Annotated in this window: 22 protein-coding genes; 10 read left to right on the plus strand and 12 right to left on the minus strand. The window is 59.5% G+C overall.

Features of this window, described 5'->3' with window-relative positions; genetic code table 11:
• Positions 1-38: 38 nt before the first annotated feature.
• The 4 genes from FIU92_RS01445 to trpS form a co-directional block, all read right to left on the minus strand.
• Positions 39-632, minus strand: coding sequence for a 2-hydroxychromene-2-carboxylate isomerase (locus FIU92_RS01445; protein ID WP_152456864.1), 594 nt, complete (start codon positions 630-632; stop codon positions 39-41).
• A 9-nt stretch (positions 633-641) separates the two neighbouring features.
• Positions 642-1,097 carry a universal stress protein gene (locus FIU92_RS01450; protein WP_152456865.1) on the minus strand — a complete coding sequence of 152 codons (456 nt, stop codon included), beginning with the start codon at positions 1,095-1,097 and terminating at the stop codon, positions 642-644.
• A gap of 77 nt (positions 1,098-1,174) precedes the next feature.
• The gene (locus FIU92_RS01455; protein WP_152456866.1) at positions 1,175-2,038 is read right to left on the minus strand and encodes a branched-chain amino acid aminotransferase; all 864 of its coding nucleotides are present in this window, start codon (positions 2,036-2,038) and stop codon (positions 1,175-1,177) included.
• A gap of 59 nt (positions 2,039-2,097) precedes the next feature.
• Positions 2,098-3,126 (minus strand): tryptophan--tRNA ligase, encoded by a 1,029-nt coding sequence (gene trpS / locus FIU92_RS01460; RefSeq protein ID WP_152456867.1) that lies wholly within the window; start codon positions 3,124-3,126, stop codon positions 2,098-2,100.
• A gap of 86 nt (positions 3,127-3,212) precedes the next feature.
• On the opposite strand from trpS, the gene FIU92_RS01465 reads away from it, so the two are divergent.
• Positions 3,213-3,899: a rhomboid family intramembrane serine protease gene (locus tag FIU92_RS01465; protein WP_152456868.1), complete on the plus strand. Its 687-nt coding sequence runs from the start codon at positions 3,213-3,215 to the stop codon at positions 3,897-3,899.
• Here the strand turns inward: FIU92_RS01465 and murJ are convergent, their stop codons facing one another.
• The 3 genes from murJ to FIU92_RS01480 are packed head-to-tail and all read right to left on the minus strand — an operon-like array spanning position 3,900 to position 9,377.
• The gene (gene murJ, locus FIU92_RS01470; protein WP_152456869.1) at positions 3,900-5,441 is read right to left on the minus strand and encodes a murein biosynthesis integral membrane protein MurJ; all 1,542 of its coding nucleotides are present in this window, start codon (positions 5,439-5,441) and stop codon (positions 3,900-3,902) included.
• Entirely contained in the window at positions 5,438-8,257 is a 2,820-nt protein-coding gene (locus FIU92_RS01475) for a [protein-PII] uridylyltransferase (protein WP_152456870.1), read from the minus strand. The genes murJ and FIU92_RS01475 overlap by 4 nt, the downstream gene beginning before the upstream one ends.
• Complete coding sequence (locus FIU92_RS01480) at positions 8,217-9,377, minus strand: penicillin-binding protein activator (RefSeq protein ID WP_152456871.1); 1,161 nt, start codon at positions 9,375-9,377, stop codon at positions 8,217-8,219. The genes FIU92_RS01475 and FIU92_RS01480 overlap by 41 nt, the downstream gene beginning before the upstream one ends.
• Positions 9,378-9,465: 88 nt before the next feature.
• Here FIU92_RS01480 and rsmI point away from each other — a divergent pair, with 88 nt between their 5' ends.
• The 3 genes from rsmI to gshB all read left to right on the plus strand — a co-directional run bounded on the left by rsmI (position 9,466) and on the right by gshB (position 11,690).
• Entirely contained in the window at positions 9,466-10,323 is an 858-nt protein-coding gene (gene rsmI, locus FIU92_RS01485) for a 16S rRNA (cytidine(1402)-2'-O)-methyltransferase (protein ID WP_152456872.1), read from the plus strand.
• 1 nt (position 10,324) lies between these two features.
• Positions 10,325-10,696 (plus strand): YraN family protein, encoded by a 372-nt coding sequence (locus FIU92_RS01490; RefSeq protein ID WP_152456873.1) that lies wholly within the window; start codon positions 10,325-10,327, stop codon positions 10,694-10,696.
• Positions 10,697-10,757: 61 nt separating this feature from the next.
• A complete protein-coding gene (gene gshB, locus FIU92_RS01495) occupies positions 10,758-11,690 on the plus strand; it encodes a glutathione synthase (RefSeq protein WP_152456874.1) in 933 nt (310 codons plus the stop codon).
• Here the strand turns inward: gshB and FIU92_RS01500 are convergent.
• The 4 genes from FIU92_RS01500 to cobU are packed head-to-tail and all read right to left on the minus strand — an operon-like array spanning position 11,687 to position 15,285.
• Entirely contained in the window at positions 11,687-13,201 is a 1,515-nt protein-coding gene (locus tag FIU92_RS01500; protein ID WP_152456875.1) for a YifB family Mg chelatase-like AAA ATPase, read from the minus strand. The two genes, gshB and FIU92_RS01500, sit on opposite strands and share 4 nt — an antisense overlap.
• A 47-nt stretch (positions 13,202-13,248) precedes the next feature.
• A complete protein-coding gene (locus FIU92_RS01505) occupies positions 13,249-14,130 on the minus strand; it encodes a glutathione S-transferase (protein ID WP_152456876.1) in 882 nt (293 codons plus the stop codon).
• A gap of 58 nt (positions 14,131-14,188) precedes the next feature.
• On the minus strand, positions 14,189-14,767 hold the full coding sequence (locus FIU92_RS01510) for a histidine phosphatase family protein (protein WP_152456877.1): 579 nt from the start codon (positions 14,765-14,767) through the stop codon (positions 14,189-14,191).
• A complete protein-coding gene (gene cobU / locus FIU92_RS01515) occupies positions 14,764-15,285 on the minus strand; it encodes a bifunctional adenosylcobinamide kinase/adenosylcobinamide-phosphate guanylyltransferase (protein ID WP_152456878.1) in 522 nt (173 codons plus the stop codon). The genes FIU92_RS01510 and cobU overlap by 4 nt, the downstream gene beginning before the upstream one ends.
• A 99-nt stretch (positions 15,286-15,384) precedes the next feature.
• Here cobU and FIU92_RS01520 point away from each other — a divergent pair, with 99 nt between their 5' ends.
• The 6 genes from FIU92_RS01520 (at position 15,385) to FIU92_RS01545 (ending at position 21,955) form a co-directional block, all read left to right on the plus strand.
• Positions 15,385-16,263 (plus strand): RNA polymerase factor sigma-32, encoded by an 879-nt coding sequence (locus tag FIU92_RS01520; RefSeq protein WP_152456879.1) that lies wholly within the window; start codon positions 15,385-15,387, stop codon positions 16,261-16,263.
• Positions 16,260-17,084, plus strand: coding sequence for a ChaN family lipoprotein (locus tag FIU92_RS01525; protein ID WP_152456880.1), 825 nt, complete (start codon positions 16,260-16,262; stop codon positions 17,082-17,084). Before FIU92_RS01520 ends, FIU92_RS01525 begins: the two co-directional genes overlap by 4 nt.
• A gap of 63 nt (positions 17,085-17,147) precedes the next feature.
• Positions 17,148-18,344, plus strand: a complete 1,197-nt coding sequence (gene coaBC / locus FIU92_RS01530; protein WP_152456881.1) for a bifunctional phosphopantothenoylcysteine decarboxylase/phosphopantothenate--cysteine ligase CoaBC — start codon at positions 17,148-17,150, stop codon at positions 18,342-18,344.
• Positions 18,345-18,359: 15 nt separating this feature from the next.
• Positions 18,360-18,815, plus strand: a complete 456-nt coding sequence (gene dut, locus FIU92_RS01535) for a dUTP diphosphatase (protein ID WP_152456882.1) — start codon at positions 18,360-18,362, stop codon at positions 18,813-18,815.
• A complete protein-coding gene (locus FIU92_RS01540) occupies positions 18,815-19,864 on the plus strand; it encodes a HesA/MoeB/ThiF family protein (RefSeq protein WP_152456883.1) in 1,050 nt (349 codons plus the stop codon). Before dut ends, FIU92_RS01540 begins: the two co-directional genes overlap by 1 nt.
• Positions 19,865-19,939: 75 nt before the next feature.
• Positions 19,940-21,955 carry a M3 family metallopeptidase gene (locus FIU92_RS01545; protein ID WP_152456884.1) on the plus strand — a complete coding sequence of 672 codons (2,016 nt, stop codon included), beginning with the start codon at positions 19,940-19,942 and terminating at the stop codon, positions 21,953-21,955.
• Between the two features lie 2 nt (positions 21,956-21,957).
• On the opposite strand, the gene FIU92_RS01550 is transcribed toward FIU92_RS01545, so the two are convergent.
• Positions 21,958-22,890: a glyoxylate/hydroxypyruvate reductase A gene (locus tag FIU92_RS01550; RefSeq protein ID WP_152456885.1), complete on the minus strand. Its 933-nt coding sequence runs from the start codon at positions 22,888-22,890 to the stop codon at positions 21,958-21,960.
• Positions 22,891-22,898: the final 8 nt, after the last annotated feature.

A 22,898-nucleotide genomic window follows, 5' to 3' on the forward strand; every position in this document is an offset into this window, starting at 1 on the left:
GCGCGCAGGCGCACGGGAAGTCAAGATTTGGAACGATTCTAAATTGTGGAGGCGTATTCTAGTGCATCATCCAGACGATCATCGCCCCAGAACAACTCTTCCCCGGCCAGAAAACTTGGTGCACCAAACAGACCAAGCGCCTTGGCGCGGGCAGATTGTTCGAACAGGGCCTGTTTTATGTCCGGGTCCCCTGCGCGGTTCATCACGCCGCTGTGCACCCCTGCTTCGTCGAGACAGGAGGCCAATACGCTGTCCTCTGAGATATTCTGCCCGGCGCCGAATTCGGCGCTCAAGACGGCCCGAACAAACGCCGCCCGTTCCCGATGATCCTCGATGCCCAGAACCAGACGTGCTGCCCTGAGCGAATTCTGCGGAAATGGATCAGGCTTTGCAAAAGGAAGCCCGCGCGCCTTGCACAGACGTTCCATATCGCGCCACATGTACCGCCCTTTGGCCGGATACAGGTTGAAAGGTGAGGTGCGCCATCCTTGATCCGCGAAAATCGGACCCAACAGGAACGGGTGCCATTCAATGTCAACGCCTTTGTCTTGCGCGGCCGCTTCGATCCGCATCGCGCTGAGGTAGGAATAGGTCGAGGCGAATTCGAACCAGAACTGTATCGTCTTCGCCATCGCCGCTCCTCAGGTTATTTCTTCCAGTTTCTCTTTGCTCAGATTGCCCGGAACGATCGTGATCGGAATCGGCAGGCTACCCGAATTCTTCGTCAGTTGAGTCACCAACGGACCAGGACCTTTCTTGTCGGTCCCTGCCCCAAGTACAAGAACACCAATCTCGGGATCGGACTGAACATGTTCGATGATCTGTGCCACGGGATCGCCTTCGCGAATGGCCAGTTCCGGTTCCACGTTCTGCTTGTCCCGCATCCATTTGGCAAACACTTCGAAATGCGCGTGGATACGTTCGCGGGCTTCTTCACGCATGGTTTCGGCCACACCGATCCAGTGATTGAACTCGTCGGGCGGGATGACAGACAGGACCGTCACACCACCTCCGGTATGGGCAGCCCGCATCGCGGCAAACCGCATCGCGTTCAGGCATTCGCGGCTGTCATCCAGAACGACTAGGAACTTACGCATGGGTATCCTCTTTAGGTTTCCGGGATCATGCCCGACCGATCGCACGCTGGCAACTCGGGCAAGCCTGAGGCATAGTGCTATCGTTCACTTGCAGCCCAATCCCAATAGAGGGCGCGGGCACGGCGAGCAATAGGACCCACCTGAAATTGCGTTTCCTCCAGCGCAGTTACCGGTGTGACCTTGCTCATGTTGCCGGACATGAAGACCTCGTCGGCCTCGTGGAAATCCTCGAAGCTCAGAACCGTTTCGTGGACCTTTACTCCATCTGCGCGCAGGTTTTTGATATGCCGTGCTCGGGTAATTCCAGCCAGGAAGGTTCCGTTCGGGATCGGTGTAAAGACTTCGCCATCCTTCACCATGAAGATGTTGGCCGTCGCCGTTTCCGCCACATGCCCCATCGCATCGGCCACCAAAGCGTTGGAAAAGCCTTTCGAGCGCGCCTCTTGCAGCATGCGGGCGTTGTTGGGGTAAAGGCACCCCGCCTTGGCGTTTACGACCGCGCTTTCCAGAACCGGGCGGCGGAAGCGCGTGGTCGACAGAGTGGCCGACGCGGTTTCCGGGGCCATTGGGATTTCTTCCAGGCAGATGGCAAAACCGGTGCTGTTTTCCTGAGGGACTATTGCCGTGCTGTCACCGTCGATCCCCCAGTACATCGGACGAATGTAAACGGCTGTGTCCGGGCTGTAGGCCTGCAACCCTTCGCGTATCAACTCGACCATCTGTTCGGTCGTCGTGGTCGGCGTCAGCATCAAGGCTTCGGCTGACCGATTTACCCGTGCGCAATGGGCCTCCAGATCCGGGGCCACGCCGTCAAAATATCGCGCGCCGTCAAAGACCGAAGATCCCAGCCAGGCGCCATGATCCGCCGCGCGCATGATGGGTGCATCCCCCTCATGCCATTGGCCTTGAAAATAGGTCCGGATGTTCGTGCCGGTTGCCATGACGCCCTCCTTTGATTCAGGCAAACCCTAGGAGGGCGTCAGGCGAAGGTCCAGTGCAATCAGCGTGATGCGGCGCCAACCATGCCAACGATTTCGTAGGTCTTTTGCAGGATCGGAGCAGCGATTTCACGTGCGCGCTCGGCGCCGCGGGCGAGAATCCGGTCAATCTCGGCCTGATCCCCCATCAGGCGTGACATTTCGGTCGAGATCGGAGCCAGTTTCGCCACTGCCAGATCGGCCAGCATCGGTTTGAACTCACCGAACTGCTTGCCGCCTACTTCGGACAGAACCTGTTCGATGGTTTGATCGTTCAGGGCCGCGTAGATATTGACCAGGTTACGCGCCTCGGGGCGGTCCTCGAGCCCTTCGGCCTCTGACGGCAGAGCATCAGGGTCGGTCTTGGCTTTGCGGATTTTCTTGGCAATCGTTTCGGCGTCATCCGTCAGGTTGATCCGGCTCATGTCAGAAGGATCGGATTTCGACATCTTCTTTGATCCGTCCCTCAGGCTCATGACCCGTGTGGCCGCACCTTCGATCACCGGCTCGGTGACGGGAAAGAAATCGACGCCGAAATCGTTGTTGAACTTGATGGCGATGTCGCGAGTCAGCTCAAGATGCTGTTTCTGGTCTTCCCCTACCGGTACGTGGGTCGCGTGGTAGATGAGGATGTCCGCAGCCATCAGAGCAGGATAGGCAAACAAGCCAAGCGAAGCGTTCTGCTGGTTTTTGCCGGCCTTGTCCTTCCACTGGGTCATGCGCTGCATCCAACCCATACGAGCAACACAGTTAAATATCCAAGCCAGTTGCGCGTGTTCCGGCACTTGGCTTTGATTGAACAAAATCGATTTTTCGGGGTTTAGTCCAGAAGCGATGTAACCGGCACAAAGCTCCCGCGTTGCATGCTGCAACTCGGTTGGATTTTGCCAGACCGTGATTGCATGAAGATCGACCATGCAATAGATGGTTTCAAATTCCTCGCTTTGCATTCTCACCCAGTTCCGAAGCGCACCGAGATAATTGCCGAGGTGCAGGTTACCCGAAGGCTGTGCGCCGGAAAACACGCGGGGCGTGAACTGGGTCTCGGTCATCAAAGGGAACTCCTGTCTGGAAAAATCGGCTCCCGTCGCTTACCCATGAGGCAAAGGGACGTCAACAGCCGCGAAAGGCCAGCCCGATGAGCAGTGAGCATTACACACCCGCCGTAAACCCGTTGCCGCCCGTTGTGGTGGCGCTGGTTCTGTTCATCATCGGCATCGAACTGGCCTTCACGCTGGGATCGCGCGGTTTGATCGGAGGGCCGGCGGCCGTGGGTTGGCGTCTGGACGCGATACAGCACTATGCCTTCTCGGCAGATATTTTCGATTGGATGGTGCTGAACGGGCGTTGGCCGTTCGAACATCTGGTCCGGTTCGTGACCTATCCCTTTGTATCCGCCAACTTTACGCAGGCGATTTTTGTCTGTGTCTTCGTTCTGGCGATGGGAAAAATGGTTGGTGAGGTTTTCGGTGGTGTCCCCATGCTGCTGATCTTCGTCGTCTCGGGGATTGGCGGCGCGTTGAGTTATGCCGTTTTGCTGGACCCGCGCTATCCCCTGATCGGAGGGTTTCCACCTGTTTATGGCCTGATCGGAGGATTCACGTGGTTGTTGTGGCGCAAACTGTCGCTTGTGGGGGCAAATCAGGCAAGGGCGTTCCAACTGATCGCCGTTCTGATGGGCATTCAGTTCCTATTTGGTCTGATCTTCGGCGGAAACGCGGAATGGGTCGCCGATCTGGGTGGGTTTGCCACCGGCTTTGGCATGTCATTTCTGGTGGCGCCGGGGGCCTGGGCCCGGATCGTCGGGCGCATCCGCCGCGATTGATCAGGCCCGGCGCAAGGCGCGTTTGAACTCTGACAATTTGAACGCTCCCAGGACATGACCAAGACAGAAATACGAGACGGCGGCGACCACGATCAGGACCAAAAGCGCCAGATAGCGCCAACCGGGAATGTCCAGCGTCCAACCTAAGAAGTGGATCAACGCAAACAAAACCGCGCCCATGCCGACCGAGGCCAGAACGATCCGTCCCGCACGTGCCTTGAAACGGTCATCGAAACGCGCTTCTTCGCCCATGCGACGTGCACCGATCGCCAGAAGAACAACCATGGCCCAGCCGGCAGTTGACGCAGCAATCGCAGGGGCGATCCAACCCACCAGCGGGAAAAGGCCAAACGCCAATGCCGCGTTCACGACCATTGCGACCACCGCATATCGGAATGGGGAACGCGTATCCTCGCGCGCAAAGAAAAGTGGTTGCAGCAGTTTTTGCAGCATGAATGCAGGCAGACCAATGCCATAAATCGCGACCGCCAGAGCTGTCGCAGCGGTATCCTCGGGACTGAACTGTCCCCTTTCGAACAGTACCGAAACCAGCGGGTTCGGGATCATCAGGAACGCCACGGTCGAGGGCAACGTCAACAGCAGCATGAATTCCCCGGCGCGGGAAAACGCGTTGCGGGCCCCTTCCTTGTCGTCGGCGCGCAGGCGGCGGGACAGGTCGGGCAGCAGGACAATGCCAATGGCGATTCCGACGACGCCCAAAGGCAGTTGGTACAGGCGATCCGCGGCAAACAGCCAACTCACGGCCTTTTCGGTATTTGACGCCACCAGTTGTCCGACCACCAGATTGACCTGCGTAACCCCCATGGCCAAGGCGGCGGGAACCGCGATGCGGACCATCCGGCGCATCTCGGGCGTCAGGTGGGGCAGGCCCGGGCGGATACGGATACCTGCACGTTCGGTCGCCACCCAGACCAGCACCAGTTGTGCGACGCCGGCGACCGGAATGACCGAGATCAGCCATCGTATCACCTCGCCTCCAGAGATGGCCCCGGCAATCAGCGCGGTGCAGGCAAAGATGTTCAGCAAAACAGGTGCCGCTGCGGCCGCTGCGAACCTGCCAGTGGCGTTCAATACCCCCGAAAACAACGCCGCCAAGGACATGAAAAGGATATACGGGAACACGACATAGCCATAGTCCACGGCCAGCTCGAAACGTTCATCCCCATGGAACCCTTCGGCCGTCAGCCACACCAGACCCGGCATGAAAACCATGGCCAGCCCGACCAGCGCCAGAACGGCCACGGCCAACAGGTTGAACGCATCCTGCGCGAACCCCTGGGGGTTCTCGTCCGCCTCCAGCCGTTTCGAGAACATGGGCACAAAAGCCGCGTTAAACGCACCTTCGGCGAAAAAGCGGCGGAACATGTTCGGCAGGCGAAAGGCCGCGACGAAAGCATCCATCACCGGCCCGGGGCCGATGAAGGCGGTCAGCAGAATTTCCCGCAGAAACCCCAGTATTCGACTGGCCAGCGTCCAGAAGCCGACCGTGAACAGGCCTGAAAACAAACGGATTTGCTTCATGAGGCCGCACGCTCGGCGCCTTCGGTGATCGCCTTGCGCAGCTTGGCCTCAAGCCCACGTTGCTTGCTTTCCGAATGATATTTCAAGCCGAACATATCCTTGACGTAAAATGTATCGACCACCTGTTCTCCATAGGTCGCGATCACGGCATTGGCGATGTAGACATTCGCTGCGGCGAGGGTCCGGGTCAGATCGAACAACAGACCCGGACGGTCGCGGGTGTCCACTTCGATGATCGTGTATATTTCAGAACCGTCATTGTCGAAGGTGATATGCGTTGGAACGTTGAAGGCACGCTCGCGTTTCTTGATCTTGTCGCGTGACTTCAACGCCTCCTTCGCAACCACTTCGCCGCGCAATGTCTTATGGATCATCTGTGTAAGACGTGGCAGGCGCGAGGCTTCAAACGGGTGCCCTTCGGCGTCTTGAATCCAGAATGCATCGGTGACATAGCCGTCTTTGGTCGTATAGCTGCGCGCATCCACGACATTCGCGCCAACCAGGGCCAGCGCGCCGGCAATGCGGGCAAAGATACCGGGGTGGTCGCCCATGGCAAAACAGGCTCGGGTTGCGTCGCGATCCTCGTCCGGTTGCAGGCGGATCTCCATCGCGCCGGGGTCGCCGCTTTGTTCCAGCGCACGCAGCATGTTCGCAAACTCGACATGTGTGGCCAGATTGAGACCCTGCCAATACGGGTCGTAGTGGCGCCCCGTCTCGGATTTGAGGTCGGCCTTGGACCAGGCTGCCAGTTCGGTGCGCAGGGCTTTCTTTGCCTCGGCGCCGCGATTGGCGCGGTTGAGGTCCTCCATCCCGGTTTCCAGCGCGCGCTTGGTTTCAGCGTGAAGGGCACGCAAAAGCGTGGCTTTCCAGTTGTTCCATGTGTTCGGCCCCACGCCGCGAATGTCGCAGACGGTCAGAACGGTCAACAGGTCCAGCCGTTTGACGGTTTGAACTGCCTTGGCGAAATCACGCACTGTGCGGGGGTCTGAAATGTCACGTTTCTGTGCCATGTCGGACATCAGCAGGTGATAGCGCACCAGCCATTCGACCGTTTCCGAATCTGCTTTGTTCAGGCCCAGTCTTGGTGCCACCTTGCGCGCGATCTGTGCCCCAAGGATCGAGTGATCCTCGGGGCGCCCCTTCGCGATATCATGCAGCAACAGGGCGACATACAGCACCTTGCGATTGACCCCACCTTTCAGAATCGATGAGGCAAGAGGCAGCGATTCAATCAACTCTCCGCGTTCGATCTGGGCCAGATTTACGATGCACTGGATGGTATGCTCGTCCACCGTATAGCTGTGGTACATGTTGAACTGCATCATGGCCACGATGGGCTCGAACTCGGGCAGGAAGGCGGATAGTACGCCCAGTTCGTTCATCCGCCGCAAGGCTCGCTCTGGGTTGCCGTGTTTCAGCATCAGGTCCAGAAAGATGCGCCGCGCCTCTTTGTCATTGCGCATTTCGTCGTCGATCAGATGCAGATTTGCCGCCACCAGACGCATGGCATCCGGATGGATCAGCATTCCCGTTCGCAAGCCTTCTTCGAACAGGCGCAGAAGGTTTACCTTGTCGGACAGAAATTTGTCAGGGTCCGCTACGTCCAGACGACCGTGAACAACCCGGTATCCCGCTTTGACCCGACGGCGCCTGCGGAAAATACGCTCCAGCAAAGGTGCGCCTTTCACGTGCAGCGCCTCAAGCTTCGTCAGAAAAATCCGCGTCAACTCGCCGACACGCGTGGCTTCGCGGAAATAGCGTTGCATGAACACCTCGACCGCCCGGCGACCGGCGTGATCCTCATAGCCCATGCGCGCGGCAACCTCGACCTGCATGTCAAAAGTCAGTTGCTCGGTGGCGCGACCCGTCACCAGATGCAAATGCGAACGAACAGCCCAAAGAAATTCTTCGGCCTGAACGAAAGTCTTGAACTCTTCCGGGGTGAACAGACCCAAAGGCACAAGTTCGGCCACGTCCTGAACGCCATAGATGTACTTTGCGATCCAGTAGAGGGATTGGAGGTCGCGCAACCCCCCTTTGCCCTCTTTCACATTGGGTTCGACCTTGTAGCGCTCTCCCTGTTTCAGGTGACGCTCATCTCGTTCGTTCAGTTTGGCTTCGATGAATTCCCGCTCGGTTCCTTTGAACAGCTCGGTTTTCAGGCGTCGCTCAAGCTCGTCGGCCAACGCCTTGTCGCCCGCCAGATAGCGTTGTTCAAGCATTGCCGTGCGGATCGTGAAATCCTCGGTGCCCAGCCGAAGGCAGTCTTTGATCGTGCGCGAGGAATGCCCGACCTTAAGCCTGAGATCCCAAAGGATATAAAGCATCGATTCAATGACGCTCTCGGCCCAGGCGGTGATTTTGTACGGGGTCAGAAACAGCAGATCGACATCAGAAGACGGTGCCATTTCACCGCGCCCATATCCGCCAACGGCCAGTACGGCGATCTTTTCACCTTGTGTTGGCGTCGCAAGCGGGTGCAGGCGCGTGCTGGAGACCAGCATCGCGGTTCCGACCAGCTGGTCCGTCAGGTAGGTATAGGACCGGGTCAGCGCACGCGCGTCGAACGGACGTTCGCTGAAGGCATCGGCAATGGCTTTGCGACCCGCTTTCTGAGCGTCGCGCAGAATGCGCACTGTTTCAGAACGCATTTTGCTGTTGTCAGAGCTGGTCTCGAACACCTCGGCCAGCGCATCATTGACGCTGACGCTGTCAAAGATGTTTTCGGCAGGGCAAATTAGCGCGCCATCCGGCGCCATGGTCTCGCCCGATCGCTCAGAAACCGGCACCAGAGAAGCTTTGCGGGGCAGGGTCAATCACAACCACCTGTTTATTCTGAATCGTCGCTACGGCAAGGCCGCGTTCATTGGTGCCGTTCGGGCGGAGGCGGAAGATACCGCCAACACCTTGGAAACCGGCATTTTGGGTCAGGGCAGCACCGGTCAGAGCATTGGATTTGCCCTGGCTGACCAAAGCACCAATCGCCGCTATTCCGTCATAGGCCAGACCGCTGATCGGATGAGGCGCTTCTCCATATGTCGCGTTATAGCGTTGACGATAGGCTTGGGCCTTTGACGGGTCGGGCAGGGCGAACCATCCCCCTTGCACGCCCGGCAGCTCCAGCGTTTGCGGGGGGATATCCCAACGGGTTAGACCGATGAATTGTGTCGTCGCCGGAGAAACGCCGGCCTCAGGCAGCAATTGCGAGAAAAGTGGCAAGGCACCCGCTGTCGTTGCCGTCATGAAAATCGAGTCCGCCCCTGTCGAATCGACGGTGGCCTTGATGGTGGGAACCGAGTTGATGACACCCTGTTGCGACCGGTCGTATCCGACCGTTCCCGCATTGTTGACCCGGCTGTTTGCCAGAGCATTGGCGATGGCAGCTTGCCCCACTTGCCCCGCGGCATCATTGCTGTGCACGATAACCGTGTTCGTTTTGCCTTGCCTGCCCGCATAATTCACCAGCCGGTTGGCGGTGTTTTCAAAGGTCGGTCCAAGTACAAATACATTGCCACCCGCAATGCTGGTGTTGTTCGAGAACGAAAGAACATTCACGTTATTGTTCAGTACGGCCAGTCCGGCAGCGTTTGCCGCCTGGGCGTAAACAGGGCCGACAATGATCTTGGCGCCTTCGGCAACGGCCTGCTGGGCCACCGCTGTCGCCGTGGTCGGGTTTCCTGCCGTATCGTAAACACGCAGGTCGATTTTGACGTTAGGCAGATCGGACATTGCCATACGGGCCGCATTCTCAAGGCTCTGCGCCAGCGCGGCGTCGCCCGAGCGGGGAACCAGCAAAGCAACCGGAACAGGATTCGACGTGTCAATCGAAGGGCCACCCCCAACGCCGCCCGGCTCACAAGCGGCCAGAAATGCTGCGGTCGTCAGGGCAATGGCGGCTTTCGCCAGCTTGCTTACGGGCTTGCAAACGGTAAACATCTAAATGAAAACTCCCTGATCCGGCGGCTGTGAATGCTTCTGTTCTGTTGAGCCGCGATAATAAACGTCACGCTGTGAGGGTCCAGCTTTGAATTTCCAAAAGATCAGATTGGCTGCGGGCCTGTATTTTGTTGCCACTCCGATCGGAACCGCGCGCGACATTACGCTCAGGGCGCTGGATGTTCTGGCCTCGGCCGATGTGATAGCGGCGGAGGACACCCGGAGCCTGCGGCGGTTGATGGAAATCCATGGCATCCCCCTGGAGGGTCGGCATATCCAAGCCTACCATGATCACAGCGGCGCCGGGGCGCGTGGCAGGCTTATGGATGCCCTGGCACAGGGGCAATCGGTCGCCTATGCATCCGAGGCGGGTATGCCGCTGATCGCTGATCCGGGATATGATCTGGGCAAACAGGCGGCCGAAGCCGGGCATATGGTGACCTGTGCGCCCGGGGCTTCCGCCGCCATAACAGCGCTGACCCTGGCGGGTCTGCCAACGGATTCGTTCTTTTTCGCAGGTTTCTTGCCGAACGCATCAGGTGCACGCCGGACCCGGATTGAGACGTTGAAAAACATACCAGGCACCTTGGTGTTCTATGAATCCCCAAAACGCGTCTCGGCCAGCCTTGCAGATCTTGCGGATTGCCTGGGGGCAGACCGTCAGGCGGCTTTGTGCCGTGAACTGACAAAAAAATTCGAAGAAATCCGCCGTGGAAGCCTGGCCGATCTGGCGGCAGAAATTCAGGAAAAACCGGTCAAGGGTGAGATCGTTCTGCTGGTGGACCGTGGCCATTCGCAAAGCGTTAACGAATCCGACGTAGAAGAGGCTTTGAAACGAGCTTTGGAAACTCATTCGGTCAGGGACGCAGCGGATCTTGTGTCAGAAATGTATGATCTGCCGCGCCGTCCAATTTACCAGAAAGCTCTGAAACTGGGAAAGGGATGACATGGGGCGGCGTGCAATTCAGGGCTCGGTTTCCTATCAGGCGGGGCAGTCAGCCGAGCTTCGGGTCGCCTCGGACTACGAGCGCCGGGGGTTTGCAATTGCGCATCGCCGGTGGCGGGGTGCCGGTGGTGAAATCGATCTGATTGTGCGGGACGGCGATGGGCTGGTGTTCATCGAGGTCAAGAAAAGCTCCAGTTTCGAAAAAGCTGCAGCCCGGATCAGCCAAAGACAAATCGACCGAATCTGTGCTTCAGCCGCGCAATACCTGGAAAACGAACCGGGTGGGCAATTGACCAATGTCCGATTTGACGCGGCACTGGTAGATGGCACTGGCGCGGTTCAAATCATCGAAAACGCCTTCGGTCACGCCTAAGCCCCATTGAACCCTCAGGCCTGCTGGGCCATGTATCTTGCGTGAAACTGAGGGACACGCCATGAAAATCGCCTTTCAAATGGACCCGATCGGGGCCGTGGACATCAACGCCGACAGCTCCTTCCGTCTGGCGGAAGAGGCGCAGGCGCGCGGTCATTCGTTGTTTTTCTATGGGCCGGATCAGCTGGCCTATCAGGAAGGTCGTATCACGGCGCGCGGCCATGACATGACCGTGCAGCGGGTCGCCGGCGATCCGGCGGTTCTGAGCCCCGAACGTGAAGTTGACCTGGCCGATTTCGACGTGGTCTGGCTGCGTCAGGATCCACCCTTTGACATGCATTACATCACGTCCACCCATCTGCTGGACCGCCTGAAAGGGCAAACGCTGGTGGTCAACGACCCGTTCTGGGTTCGGAACTATCCTGAAAAACTGCTGGTTTTGGATTTCCCTGACCTGACGCCGCCGACAACGATTGCCCGTGATATAAAAACGATCAAGGCGTTCAAGGAAAAGCACGGCGATATCATCCTCAAGCCGCTTTATGGCAATGGCGGTGCGGGCGTGTTCCGACTGGATGCCAATGACCGCAACCTGACCTCTCTGCACGAGCTGTTCACGGGGTTCTCGCGCGAGCCTCTGATCGTGCAAAAGTTCCTGCCGGATGTCAGCAATGGCGACAAGCGGGTGATCCTGGTGGACGGTGAACCGGTTGGCGCAATCAACCGGGTGCCGGCCGCGGGCGAAACGCGGTCAAACATGCATGTGGGCGGACGCCCGGAAAAGATCGGGTTGTCAGAGCGTGATCTGGAGATCTGCGCCGCCATCGGACCGCTGCTGAAGGAAAAAGGGCAGATTTTTGTCGGGATCGACATCATTGGTGACTATCTAACCGAAATCAACGTGACCTCGCCGACCGGTATTCAAGAGCTGGAACGGTTCGACGGCGTGAACATCGCCGAGAAGATCTGGCAGGCGATTGAAGCCAAGGTCTAAGCCATGACCCGGGCGCTGATGCGAAAGCTCAGCGCCTCTGCCACATGTGGTCTACGGATGTCGTCTGAGCCGTCCAGGTCGGCGATCGTCCGCGCCACCCTCAGAATGCGATGAAAGGCACGGGCCGATAGGCCGAACCGATCAGCCGCCTTCAGCAAAACTGCTTTTCCTTCTGCATCGGGTGTTGCGATCTGTTCCAGAACTTTGCCTTCGGCGTCGGAATTCTGACGCATCTCTGGCATTCCCCGAAACCGGTCTGCCTGTATGGCGCGGGCGTTTTCAACCCGCGTGGCAACTGTCGCCGAGCTGTCGCCGGAAGGGGGCAGATCAAGATCGGTGAAGCCCACAGGCGGAACTTCGATCCGCAGGTCGAACCTGTCCATCAAGGGCCCCGAGATACGGTTCAGATAGTCTTCGCCGCAGCCGGGTGCGCGAGAGCAGGCGCGCGATGGATCCGTCAGGTAGCCGCATTTGCACGGGTTCGCGGCGGCCACCAGCATGAAGCGGCAGGGGTATTTCACATGGGCATTGGCACGCGCCACCATGACTTCTCCGGACTCTATTGGCTGGCGCAGGGTCTCCAGAACCGTACGCGGAAATTCGGGGAACTCATCCATGAACAGCACGCCGTTATGCGCCAAAGAGATCTCACCGGGCTTGGCACCTTTGCCCCCGCCGACAATGGCTGCCATTGAGGCCGTATGATGCGGTTCCCGAAAAGGACGCGTGCGGTTGATGCCGCCTTCATCCAGCAACCCGCACAGGGATTGGATCATCGAAGTTTCCAACGCTTCGACTGCGGTCAGCGGTGGCAAGATGCCCGGAAGCCGTGCAGCCAACATGGATTTGCCCGACCCCGGCGTGCCGATCATGATCAGATGGTGACGCCCGGCTGCCGCGATTTCCAAAGCGCGTTTGGCGCGTTCCTGCCCCTTTACATCGCGCAGATCCCGCACGCTGGGCGTCAGATTCACCTCGCCGGGTTGTGCCGCCGGCAAAGGGCACTGTCCCGAGAAATGGCGGACGACATCGCCCAGGGAACCCGCGCCGATAACCTGAGTGGCGTCGACCCATGCAGCCTCGGCGCTGGAAGCTTTGGGACACAGCAACATGCGTTCCTCGGATGCGGCCGTCATGGCGGCGGGCAGGGCGCCGACGACAGGCACCAGAGAGCCATCAAGCGACAACTCTCCCAGTGCGACCGTTCCTTCGGCGGCATCGGCTGGGATGACCTCGAGTGCCGATAACAGCGCGACTGCGATGGGCAGGTCGAAATGGCTGCCTTCCTTGGGCAGATCCGCAGGAGACAGGTTGATCGTAATTCGTTTAGAGGGCAGAGCGATGGCCATCGCACTCAGCGCGCTGCGGACACGGTCGCGGGCTTCGGACACGGCCTTGTCGGGAAGGCCAACGATGGAAAAGGCCGGCAAGCCGGGCGATACGGCACATTGCACCTCGACCGGGCGGGCTTCGACGCCGTGAAAGGCAACAGTGTGGGCGCGGGCGACCATGGCAGTCCTGTTCTTGGTTAACAGGGTGTTGCTGCCATGATTGTGGTTTAAGAGTCGTTAACGGTTGCGCGCAATGCAGCGAATTTTGGCCACGCGTCGGGATCGGCAATTGTTTTGTCGCGGCAGAATGGATTGCAGAAGCCCCAGCATTTTCCATCCAACTCCAGAAATTCCGCAACGGGTTTGCCGGAATACGGGCAAACTTGGTTGATTGACGGGCCGGAGACCGGCTTGGCGGTTGAAACCCCTCCGATCGGCCAGGGCTTGGACGGCAAATCCAGACGATAGGGAAAAGGGTCGTATCTGACAGTCAGGCCCATTGCGCGCCATTGTCTGACGGCGGGGTCTGACAAAAGGTCCAGGCAGTAGGTCCGGTTCGCCTTGGAAACTGGCAGCCCATATCCGATGATCCGCGCTGCGACAGGTGTGTAAAACACGTCCGCCAGCGAATACGAGCCGAACAACGGGCCTTGTTCCGCACCAGACTCTCTGCGTGCATGGTCCCAGAGTATTTCGATGCGTGCCAGATCTGCCAGTGTTTCATCTGATGGGTCGAAACCCTGCCAGACGTGCAGCAATTGCATCGGGCATTCATCCCGCAAGGCACCAACCCCTGCCACCATCTCGGCGCATAGCCAGCGGGCGGTTGCCCGGGCGGCGGGATGTGATGGCCACAACCCGGCATCAAGGTGGCGCTCGGCCAGGGTTTCAGCAATGGCCAGGCTTTCGCTCACCACGGTTCCTTCCGGCAGGCGCAGGGCAGGCACAAGTCGCGCTGGGGCCAAGGGCTCCATATCCTGTGTCATTGTGCCCGAATACAGGCCAATCATGTGGCTTCTGTAGGGCAAGTTGAATTTCTCAAGCATCAACCAGCCACGCATTGACCAGCTGGAGAAGAGGCGGTCGCCGATATACAAATCATATGTCATACGCAGACGATGCCGCAGGTTCGCAGTTCGGTAAAACATTGATTTGTGCGGGGTCTGTTCACGGAAGGTGATTGATTGTACCGACGGACGACCTGTCTGCGTCGATCAGGATATCCGTCACCGACAGGTTGTCGATTCGGTGTGAAAAAGTCTGTTGTCCGTCCAGATCAAGGGCGCGCTGCACCTGGGTAAGGATAACGCCGAAATGTGCAACGATGATCAGATCGCGGCCTGAATGTGCAGAAACAAGCGTGTCGATCGCCGCGTCGACCCGATCGCGGACGTCGTTCCAGCTTTCACCTTGCGGCGGGCGGACATCGCCGGGGTTGTCCCAATACGCAAAGGCCAGTTCCGGGTCTTCGGCTTCGATTTCGGCAAATCCGCGCAACTCCCAGTGACCAAAATGGATTTCCCGCAAGCCCGGATGATGAGGAAGGCGTTGACGTTGGCCTTGTATGGCCGTGGCGGTTTCAACTGCCCGTGACAGATCGGACGAGATCACAAGCGCCTCGGGCGGCAAATGGTCGTGCAGACGTTTCAGTGCGGCTGTATCACTCAGGTCGGCGGGCAGGTCGGACCAGCCGACCATGGTTTTCGCATGTGTCGGCCCGTGTCGGACGAGGTGAAGGCGCGTCACGGCATTTGCCCTTTCAGAACCAAGGGCAACCCGGCAGTGATTTGCACTACCAGATCGGCCTGCGCTGCAAGTGCGATGTTCAGCCGCCCCTGGGCTTCGCGAAACCGGCGGGCTAGGGCGTTGTCCGGGACAATGCCGTGGCCAACTTCGTTCGAGACCATCACGATTTGCGCCGGGCATCCACGAAGGGCGTCAAGTAGGGCGGTTTGTGCCGCTTCCAGATCGGATTCGGCCAACAGGTGGTTGCTCAGCCACATGGTGGCGCAGTCAATCAGGCAAATCTGATCGGGCGACAATGTGGCCAGAACCGGCCCCGGATCGAAGGGTTCTTCAACCGTAGTCCACCCGTCGCCGCGTTGTTCAAGATGGCGCTCAATCTTCTGGCGCATCTCGTCATCAAACACTTGTGATGTCGCAAGGTAAAGTCGGCTTTTCCCCTGAGAAACAACCAGTTCTTCGGCGAAAACCGACTTGCCTGACGCGGCCCCACCCAGAACCAAGGTTAAATCCGGCGACACAGTACTTACCTATAGTTGATCCGTTTGGTGCTGTTTTGCGTAATGGTCATAGGTCGGCAAAGCAAGTCTGACCAGTACCTGCAAACAGGGGAGAGGTTTATGGCACTGGATAATGCGACGGACTTTTCGATGTCCCGGCAAGCAATGAAGGCCGAGCTGCTGGATGCGGAAACCGAACTGAAACTGGCTTATGCTTGGCGTGATGAGCGTGATGAACAGGCGTTGCACCGTCTGATCACCGCCTATATGCGTCTGGCGATTTCGATGGCGGCCAAGTTCAAGCGCTATGGCGCGCCGATGAATGATCTCATTCAGGAAGCAGGCCTTGGCCTGATGAAGGCCGCAGACAAGTTCGATCCAGATCGCGGCGTGCGGTTTTCGACCTATGCTGTATGGTGGATCAAGGCAAGCATTCAGGACTATGTGATGCGGAACTGGTCCATGGTTCGGACCGGGTCAACCTCATCTCAGAAGTCGCTGTTCTTCAACATGCGGCGAGTTCAGGCCCGGCTGGAACGTGAAGCCGCCACTGAAGGTCAGGAACTGGACCGTCATCAGTTGCATCAGATGATCGCCACGGAAATCGGTGTGCCGCTGCGCGACGTCGAGATGATGGAAGGTCGTCTGTCCGGCTCTGATTTTTCGCTGAATGCGGTGCAATCCGCTGATGAGGATGGGCGCGAGTGGATCGATGCTCTGGAAGATGACCGCGAGCAGGCAGCCGAAGCAGTTGAACACAGCCATGATACCGAACAATTGCGCAAGTGGCTGTTGACGGCGATGAATGCCTTGAATGATCGCGAGCGTTTCATTGTGCGCGAGCGCAAGCTGCGAGACCCCGCGCGAACCCTGGAAAGCCTGGGAACCGAGCTGGGCCTGTCCAAGGAACGTGTACGACAGCTTGAGGCCGCAGCCTTCGCGAAAATGCGCAAGAACCTTGAAGCCCAGTCGCGCGAGGTGCAACACTTCATCGCATGAAACAGTTTGCGATTCTTGTGTGCCTTCTGGGTCTTACGGTTGCGGCAGCGCGACCGGGGCTGGCAGATAGACTTGTTCCCGCTGATGCCATGTCCGTGATGCGGGACGCCGATGTCGTGATATTGGGGGAAGTTCACGACAACCCGACGCATCATCTGGTGCAGGCCGAAGCGCTCAAGGCTGTTTCACCTTCGGCCGTCGTCTGGGAAATGGTCACGGAAGAGGGCGCGCAGAGGCTCGCTCAGAAAGCTGTGTCCAACCCAGAAGAACTGAGCCGCATTTTGAAATGGGCTGAAAGTGGCTGGCCGCCGCTCAGCATGTATTATCCGGTGTTCGAGGCATCGGGCGCGCCGGTTTACGGGGCCATGGTTCCGCGTGCTGCTGCGCGTGCCGCGATGGAACGCGGTGCCGCCACGGCGTTGGGGGCAGACGCGGCGCGTTATGGTCTGACGGTGCCTCTATCGCCCGAAGAACAGGCCGCGCGCGAAGCCGACCAGTTGGCGGCGCATTGCGATGCGCTTCCGGCTGAAATGTTGCCCCAGATGGTTGCGATCCAACGATTGCGCGATGCTGTGCTGGCCCGTGCCGTGGTCCGTGCGATGGACGAAACCGGGGGTCCGGTTGCCGTGATTACTGGAAATGGTCACGCGCGAAAGGATCGGGGCATACCGACCTATCTTGCGCGCCTCAGACCAGGTTGGAAAGTCGTGGCCGTCGGACAATCCGAGGATGGAGCAATCGACGGAGAATTCGATATCGTGGTTGATAGCCCCACGGCCGAGCGCGAAGACCCCTGTGCAGCATTTCAGGTTCAGAATTAATCGCTGGAACTACCTGCGGGCCTTGCCTAATGTCGGGACCGACCGGGACGGGAAGGGCTGAACATGCTGTCATCCAAACGCATTCTGCTGATTATCGGTGGCGGAATCGCGGCCTACAAATCGCTGGACCTGATCCGCAGATTGCGCGAGCGTGGCGCGGACGTGACCCCTGTATTGACGCGCGCTGCGGAAGAGTTTGTGACACCGCTGTCGGTATCGGCTCTGGCAGGTGAAAAAGGCTATCGCGATCTGTTTGACCTCACCGATGAGGCCGAGATGGGGCATATTCAACTGTCCCGCTCTGCGGATCTGATCGTTGTGGCCCCCGCAACGGCGGATCTGATGGGCAAGATGGCCGCAGGGCTGGCCAACGATCTGGCCTCGACGCTTCTGATGGCCACGGACACACCCATTCTGTGTGCGCCCGCGATGAATGTGCGCATGTGGACCCACCCGGCAACACAGCGAAACCTGAAGCAGCTGCAAGCGGATGGCGTGCGCTTTGTGGGCCCGAACGAAGGCGACATGGCCTGTGGCGAATACGGTCCGGGGCGCATGTCAGAGCCGCTGGAAATTGTCACGGCGGTTGAGGCTCGGTTGTCTGCGGGGCCCTTGGCGGGCAGGCGGGTGCTGGTGACGTCCGGCCCGACGCATGAGCCGATAGATCCGGTCCGGTATATAGCCAACCGTTCGTCCGGGGCCCAAGGTGCCGCCGTGGCCCGGGCGCTGGCGGAATTGGGGGCCGAGGTGACCTTTGTGACCGGCCCGGCAGACGTGCCGCCCCCGGTGGGTGTGCGGGTCGTACCTGTCGAAACCGCGCAACAGATGTCTGATGCAGTTGATGCAGCTCTGCCCGTCGATGCCGGAATATTCGCGGCTGCGGTCGCGGACTGGCGGGTCGCCAGCGCATCGGACAAGAAGCTGAAGAAAAGCCGCGATGGCCTGCCGGTACTGGAATTCGCCGAAAACCCGGACATTCTGAAACGTGTTTCCGGGATGGGCGTGAACCGCCCGCCGTTGGTTGTAGGCTTTGCGGCCGAGACCGACAATGTGATCGAACACGCCACGGCCAAGCGTCTGCGCAAAGGCTGCGACTGGATCGTCGCAAACGATGTCAGCCCTGCAACAGGCATTATGGGCGGGTCGGAAAATGCGGTAACCCTGATTTCGGACAACGGGGCCGAGGAATGGCCCCGTATGGGCAAAGACGAAGTTGCCCGGCGTCTGGCGGCGAAAATCGCGGACGCGTTGGTAGGCTGAAGGAAAGGCAAGGGCATGGTTGCAATCCGGGTGATCCGCGAAGACGGGGCAGACCCCGCCGTGGCGCTTCCCTCTTACGAAACCTCGGGGGCAGCCGGCGCGGACGTGCGTGCCAATCTGCCCGACGGCGCGCCGATTACGCTGGACCCCGGTCAGCGGGCGCTGGTGCCGACCGGCCTGCGCATTGAAATCCCGCAAGGGTATGAGGTTCAGGTTCGGCCCCGCTCGGGCCTTGCGTTGAAACATGGGATTACACTGCCCAACACGCCGGGCACCATCGACAGTGACTATCGTGGGCCCTTGGGCGTGATCGTGATGAATGCGGGCCAGGAACGGTTCGAGATCGCCCACGGAGATCGTATCGCGCAGCTTGTGGTCGCGCCGGTGGTGCAGGCCAGGTTTGAACTGGCTCAGGCGCTGGGCGAAACCGATCGCGGGGCTGGCGGTTTCGGCTCGACCGGGCGCGGCTGATGCTGTTGGTTTTCATCCTGGCTGCGGGGCTTTGGGGTGTCGGTTATATCGCCGGCACGTCGAAAAAAGCGCGCATGGTTTCCGTGAGTGTGCTGCTGGCCGGCGTCATACTGTCCCATCTGATCTTGCCGGATGGGCACCCTCTTCGCGAAGCAACCGGCGGGTCTGCGGCGCTGTGGCTGATCCTTGTGGGTTTCGTGGCGCTGGCTTTGCTGTATGGCAGAGTACTCAAAGCCTTGCGCAACCGTGCAGTTTCATCTGCGGACCCGGAGCCCGACATGCCCTCGGACCGATTTACCGAGACCGAGCTGGACCGCTATGCCCGCCATATCGTTTTGCGCGAACTGGGTGGGCCCGGTCAGAAAAAGCTTAAAAAAGCCCGCGTTCTGGTCATTGGCGCAGGTGGTCTGGGCGCACCTGCGCTGCAATATCTGGCGGCTGCGGGTGTCGGCACGATCGGGATCATCGACGATGACGTTGTCGAGAATGCCAACCTGCAACGACAGGTCATTCACCGGGACGCGGATATTGGAATGCCCAAGGTCTTTTCGGCCCAGCAGGCGATGGAGGCGCAAAACCCGAACGTCGTTGTTCTGCCCTATCACCGCCGCTTGAGCGAGGAAATCGCCACCGACCTGTTTGCAGACTTCGATCTGATCCTTGACGGAACCGACAATTTTGAGACCCGGTATCTGGCAAACCGAACCGCCGTCGCGCTGGGCAAACCGCTGATTTCGGGGGCTTTGTCGCAGTGGGAAGGTCAGCTGAGTGTGTTTGATCCGGCCAATGGCAGCCCCTGCTATCAGTGCATCTTCCCAGAGGCCCCGGCCCCCGGTCTGGCCCCGTCCTGTTCCGAGGCCGGCGTGATCGGCCCGCTGCCGGGCGTCGTCGGATCGATGATGGCGGTCGAGGCGATCAAGGTGATGACGGGCGCCGGCATGGCGCTGCGCGGCGAGATGCTGATCTATGACGCGCTGTATGGCGAAAGCCGAAAGATTGCTCTGACCCGCCGGGACGATTGCCCCATTTGTGGCATCAGAAACGATTAACCTTTCTTCACGTGGGTTGGGTGTTCTGGAACACCCGGCCATGGCGACATAGCTATGGGATCAAAGGAGATCCGCATGACCAACCCGATCCTGTCCAACTGGACCACACCATTTGAAATCGCCCCTTTTTCCGATATCTCGGATGATGATTTCTCGCCGGCACTGGAGCAGGCGATGAAAGAGCACAACGCCGAAATTGACGCGATAGCGGCAAATCCGGATACCCCCACATTCGCCAACACGATCGAGGCGCTCGAGGCTGCGGGCGGGCAACTTGACAAGGTCCTGTCGGTCTTCTTCACGATCGCGGGCGCGGACAGCAACCCCAAGCGGGAAGAACTGCAACGCGCGTTTTCCCCCAGGCTTTCGGCGCATTTTTCGGGCATTTCTTCCAACAAGTCGCTGTTCAAGCGTGTGGCCGACCTATGGGCACGGCGCGATGATCTTGACCTGACCGAGGAACAGGCGCGTGTGCTGATGCTGACCCACCGGGGCTTTGTGCGTGCCGGCGCGGCTTTGGAAGGAGACGAAGACGCCCGTATGCAAAAGATCAAGTCGCGCCTCGCGTCGCTGGGCACGTCGTTTACCCAGAACCTGCTGGCGGATGAGCGGGACTGGTACATGGATCTGACCGAAGAGGATCTGAACGGCCTGCCGGATTTCGTCGTGGACGCGGCGCGTGCCGCTGGGCAGGAGAAGAAGGCACAGGGGCCGGTGGTCACCTTGTCACGGTCGCTGATCGTGCCGTTTCTGCAATTCTCGCCCCGCCGGGACCTGCGTGAAAAAGCCTATCGCGCCTGGGCCGCACGCGGTGCCAATGGGGGCGAGACAGACAACCGAGATATCGCGGCCGAGATTCTGGCCTTGCGCGAAGAGCGTGCCAAGCTTCTGGGCTATGATACATTCGCCGACTACAAGCTGGAAACCGAGATGGCGCGCACGCCGGATCGGGTGCGTGAACTGTTGATGCAGGTTTGGGGACCGGCCAAGTCCCGCGCCGACGCCGACGCGGATGTTCTGACGCAGATGATGCAGGAAGACGGCATCAACGGCCCTCTGGAAGCCTGGGATTGGCGGTACTATGCTGAAAAGCGGCGCAAGGCGGAACATGATCTGGATGAGGCCGCGTTGAAACCCTATCTGCAACTGGATCGCATGATTGAGGCTTCGTTTGCCTGCGCCAACCGGCTTTTCGGGCTGGAATTCAAACCGTTGGACGTACCCCTCTATCACCCGGATTGCCGGGCTTGGGACGTTACCCGCGACGGGCAGCATGTTGCCGTATTTATCGGAGACTACTTTGCACGAGGGTCCAAGCGGTCAGGTGCCTGGTGCAGCGCGATGAGGGCGCAGGCCAAATTCCCAAAGAAGCAGACACCGGTTGTCATCAATGTCTGCAACTTTGCCAAGGGGGATCCCGCCCTGCTGTCCTATGATGACGCGCGGACCCTGTTTCATGAATTCGGCCATGCCCTGCACCAGATGCTGTCCAACGTGACATATGAAAGCATCTCGGGCACGTCTGTGGCGCGCGATTTCGTAGAATTGCCCAGCCAGCTTTACGAACACTGGCTGGAAGTGCCCGAGGTTCTTGCCGAGTTTGCGACCCATGCGGAAACGGGCGAGCCGATGCCGCAGGAAATGCTGCAAAAGGTGCTGAAGGCGGCCAATTTCGATCAGGGATTCCAGACGGTGGAATATGTCGCCTCGGCCCTTGTTGATCTGGCCTTCCACGATGGCGAGGCGCCGACAGATCCGATGGCGAAACAGTCAGAAGTTTTGGCCGGGTTGGGGATGCCGAAGGCCATTGGAATGCGCCACGCTACTCCGCATTTCGCGCATGTCTTTGCAGGCGATGGCTACAGCTCGGGGTACTACAGCTATATGTGGTCCGAAGTGATGGATGCCGACGCCTTTGCCGCCTTTGAAGAGGCGGGAGGTGCCTTTGACCCCGAACGCGCCAAAGCGTTGGAGGACAACATCCTGTCCACTGGCGGTTCGCGCGAGGCAGAAGACCTGTATCTGGCGTTCCGGGGAAGATTGCCGGGGGTTGACGCCCTGTTGAAAGGCCGCGGTCTGATCGCGGCCTGAAATCAGTAGCCCAAAGCGCGATCCACCAGGTGCACGAAGGGCTCTCCGGCTTCGCCGCGCCGGATGTTTTCGCAAATGACCTGCGCGGCTGTGGCCGGGCGGGTCTCGGACGCGATATGAGGGGTCACCGTCACGTTCCGATGTGCCCAATACGGATGATCGGGGGGCAGGGGTTCGACCCGGAACACATCCAGCGTCGCGTGACCGACCTGACCCGCGTTCAAGGCAACCAGCAGCGCATCGTCATCGATCAGGGGCCCGCGACCCGGGTTGATGATCCGCGCGCCCTTGGGCAGCAGGGCCAGCGTTTCAGCATTCAACGCGTTTTCGGTGGCAGCGGTGTCAGGCAGCAGCAGAACCAGTATCTCGGCCCGGGAAAGCGCGTCACGCAGACCGTCTGGGCCATGCAGGCAGGTTACGCCGGGGATGGCCTTGGCGGTGCGGCTCCAGCCTGTGACCGTGAAATTCAGCGAGGCCAGGGCGCGGGCCGCGGCTTCGCCCAAAGCGCCCAGGCCCAGAATGCACACTTTGCGCTCTTGCGCCAAAGGCGGGGCATCCGGGGCCCAGACGCCATCCTGGATGGTGATGTGGCGATCCATTCCCAGATGATAGCGCAGCACGTGGCCCACCACCCATTCGGTCATACCCTGCGTCAGCCCGTGATCCACCATTCGCGCCAAGGGGACGGTCAGCGTGTCATTGTCCGCGATCTTTTCAACCCCGGCCCAGAGACTCAGAACCGCTTTCAGGCGTGTAAAGGGCGAAAAATCCAGTAACCCGCCATTCGGAGCGTAGACAACGTAATCGACCTGATCCGGGTCAAACTCCGTACCGAGCCGCGCCTCAACGCCGGCTTCCGCAAGGTATCGATTGAGCAGCAGTTCATACACGGGCCACAGGGCAGGGCGCGCGGAAAACAGAACGTTTACGGGCATTGGGGGCC

This window comes from Ruegeria sp. THAF33 (assembly GCF_009363615.1).
In the GTDB taxonomy this organism is placed as follows: Bacteria; Pseudomonadota; Alphaproteobacteria; order Rhodobacterales; family Rhodobacteraceae; genus Ruegeria.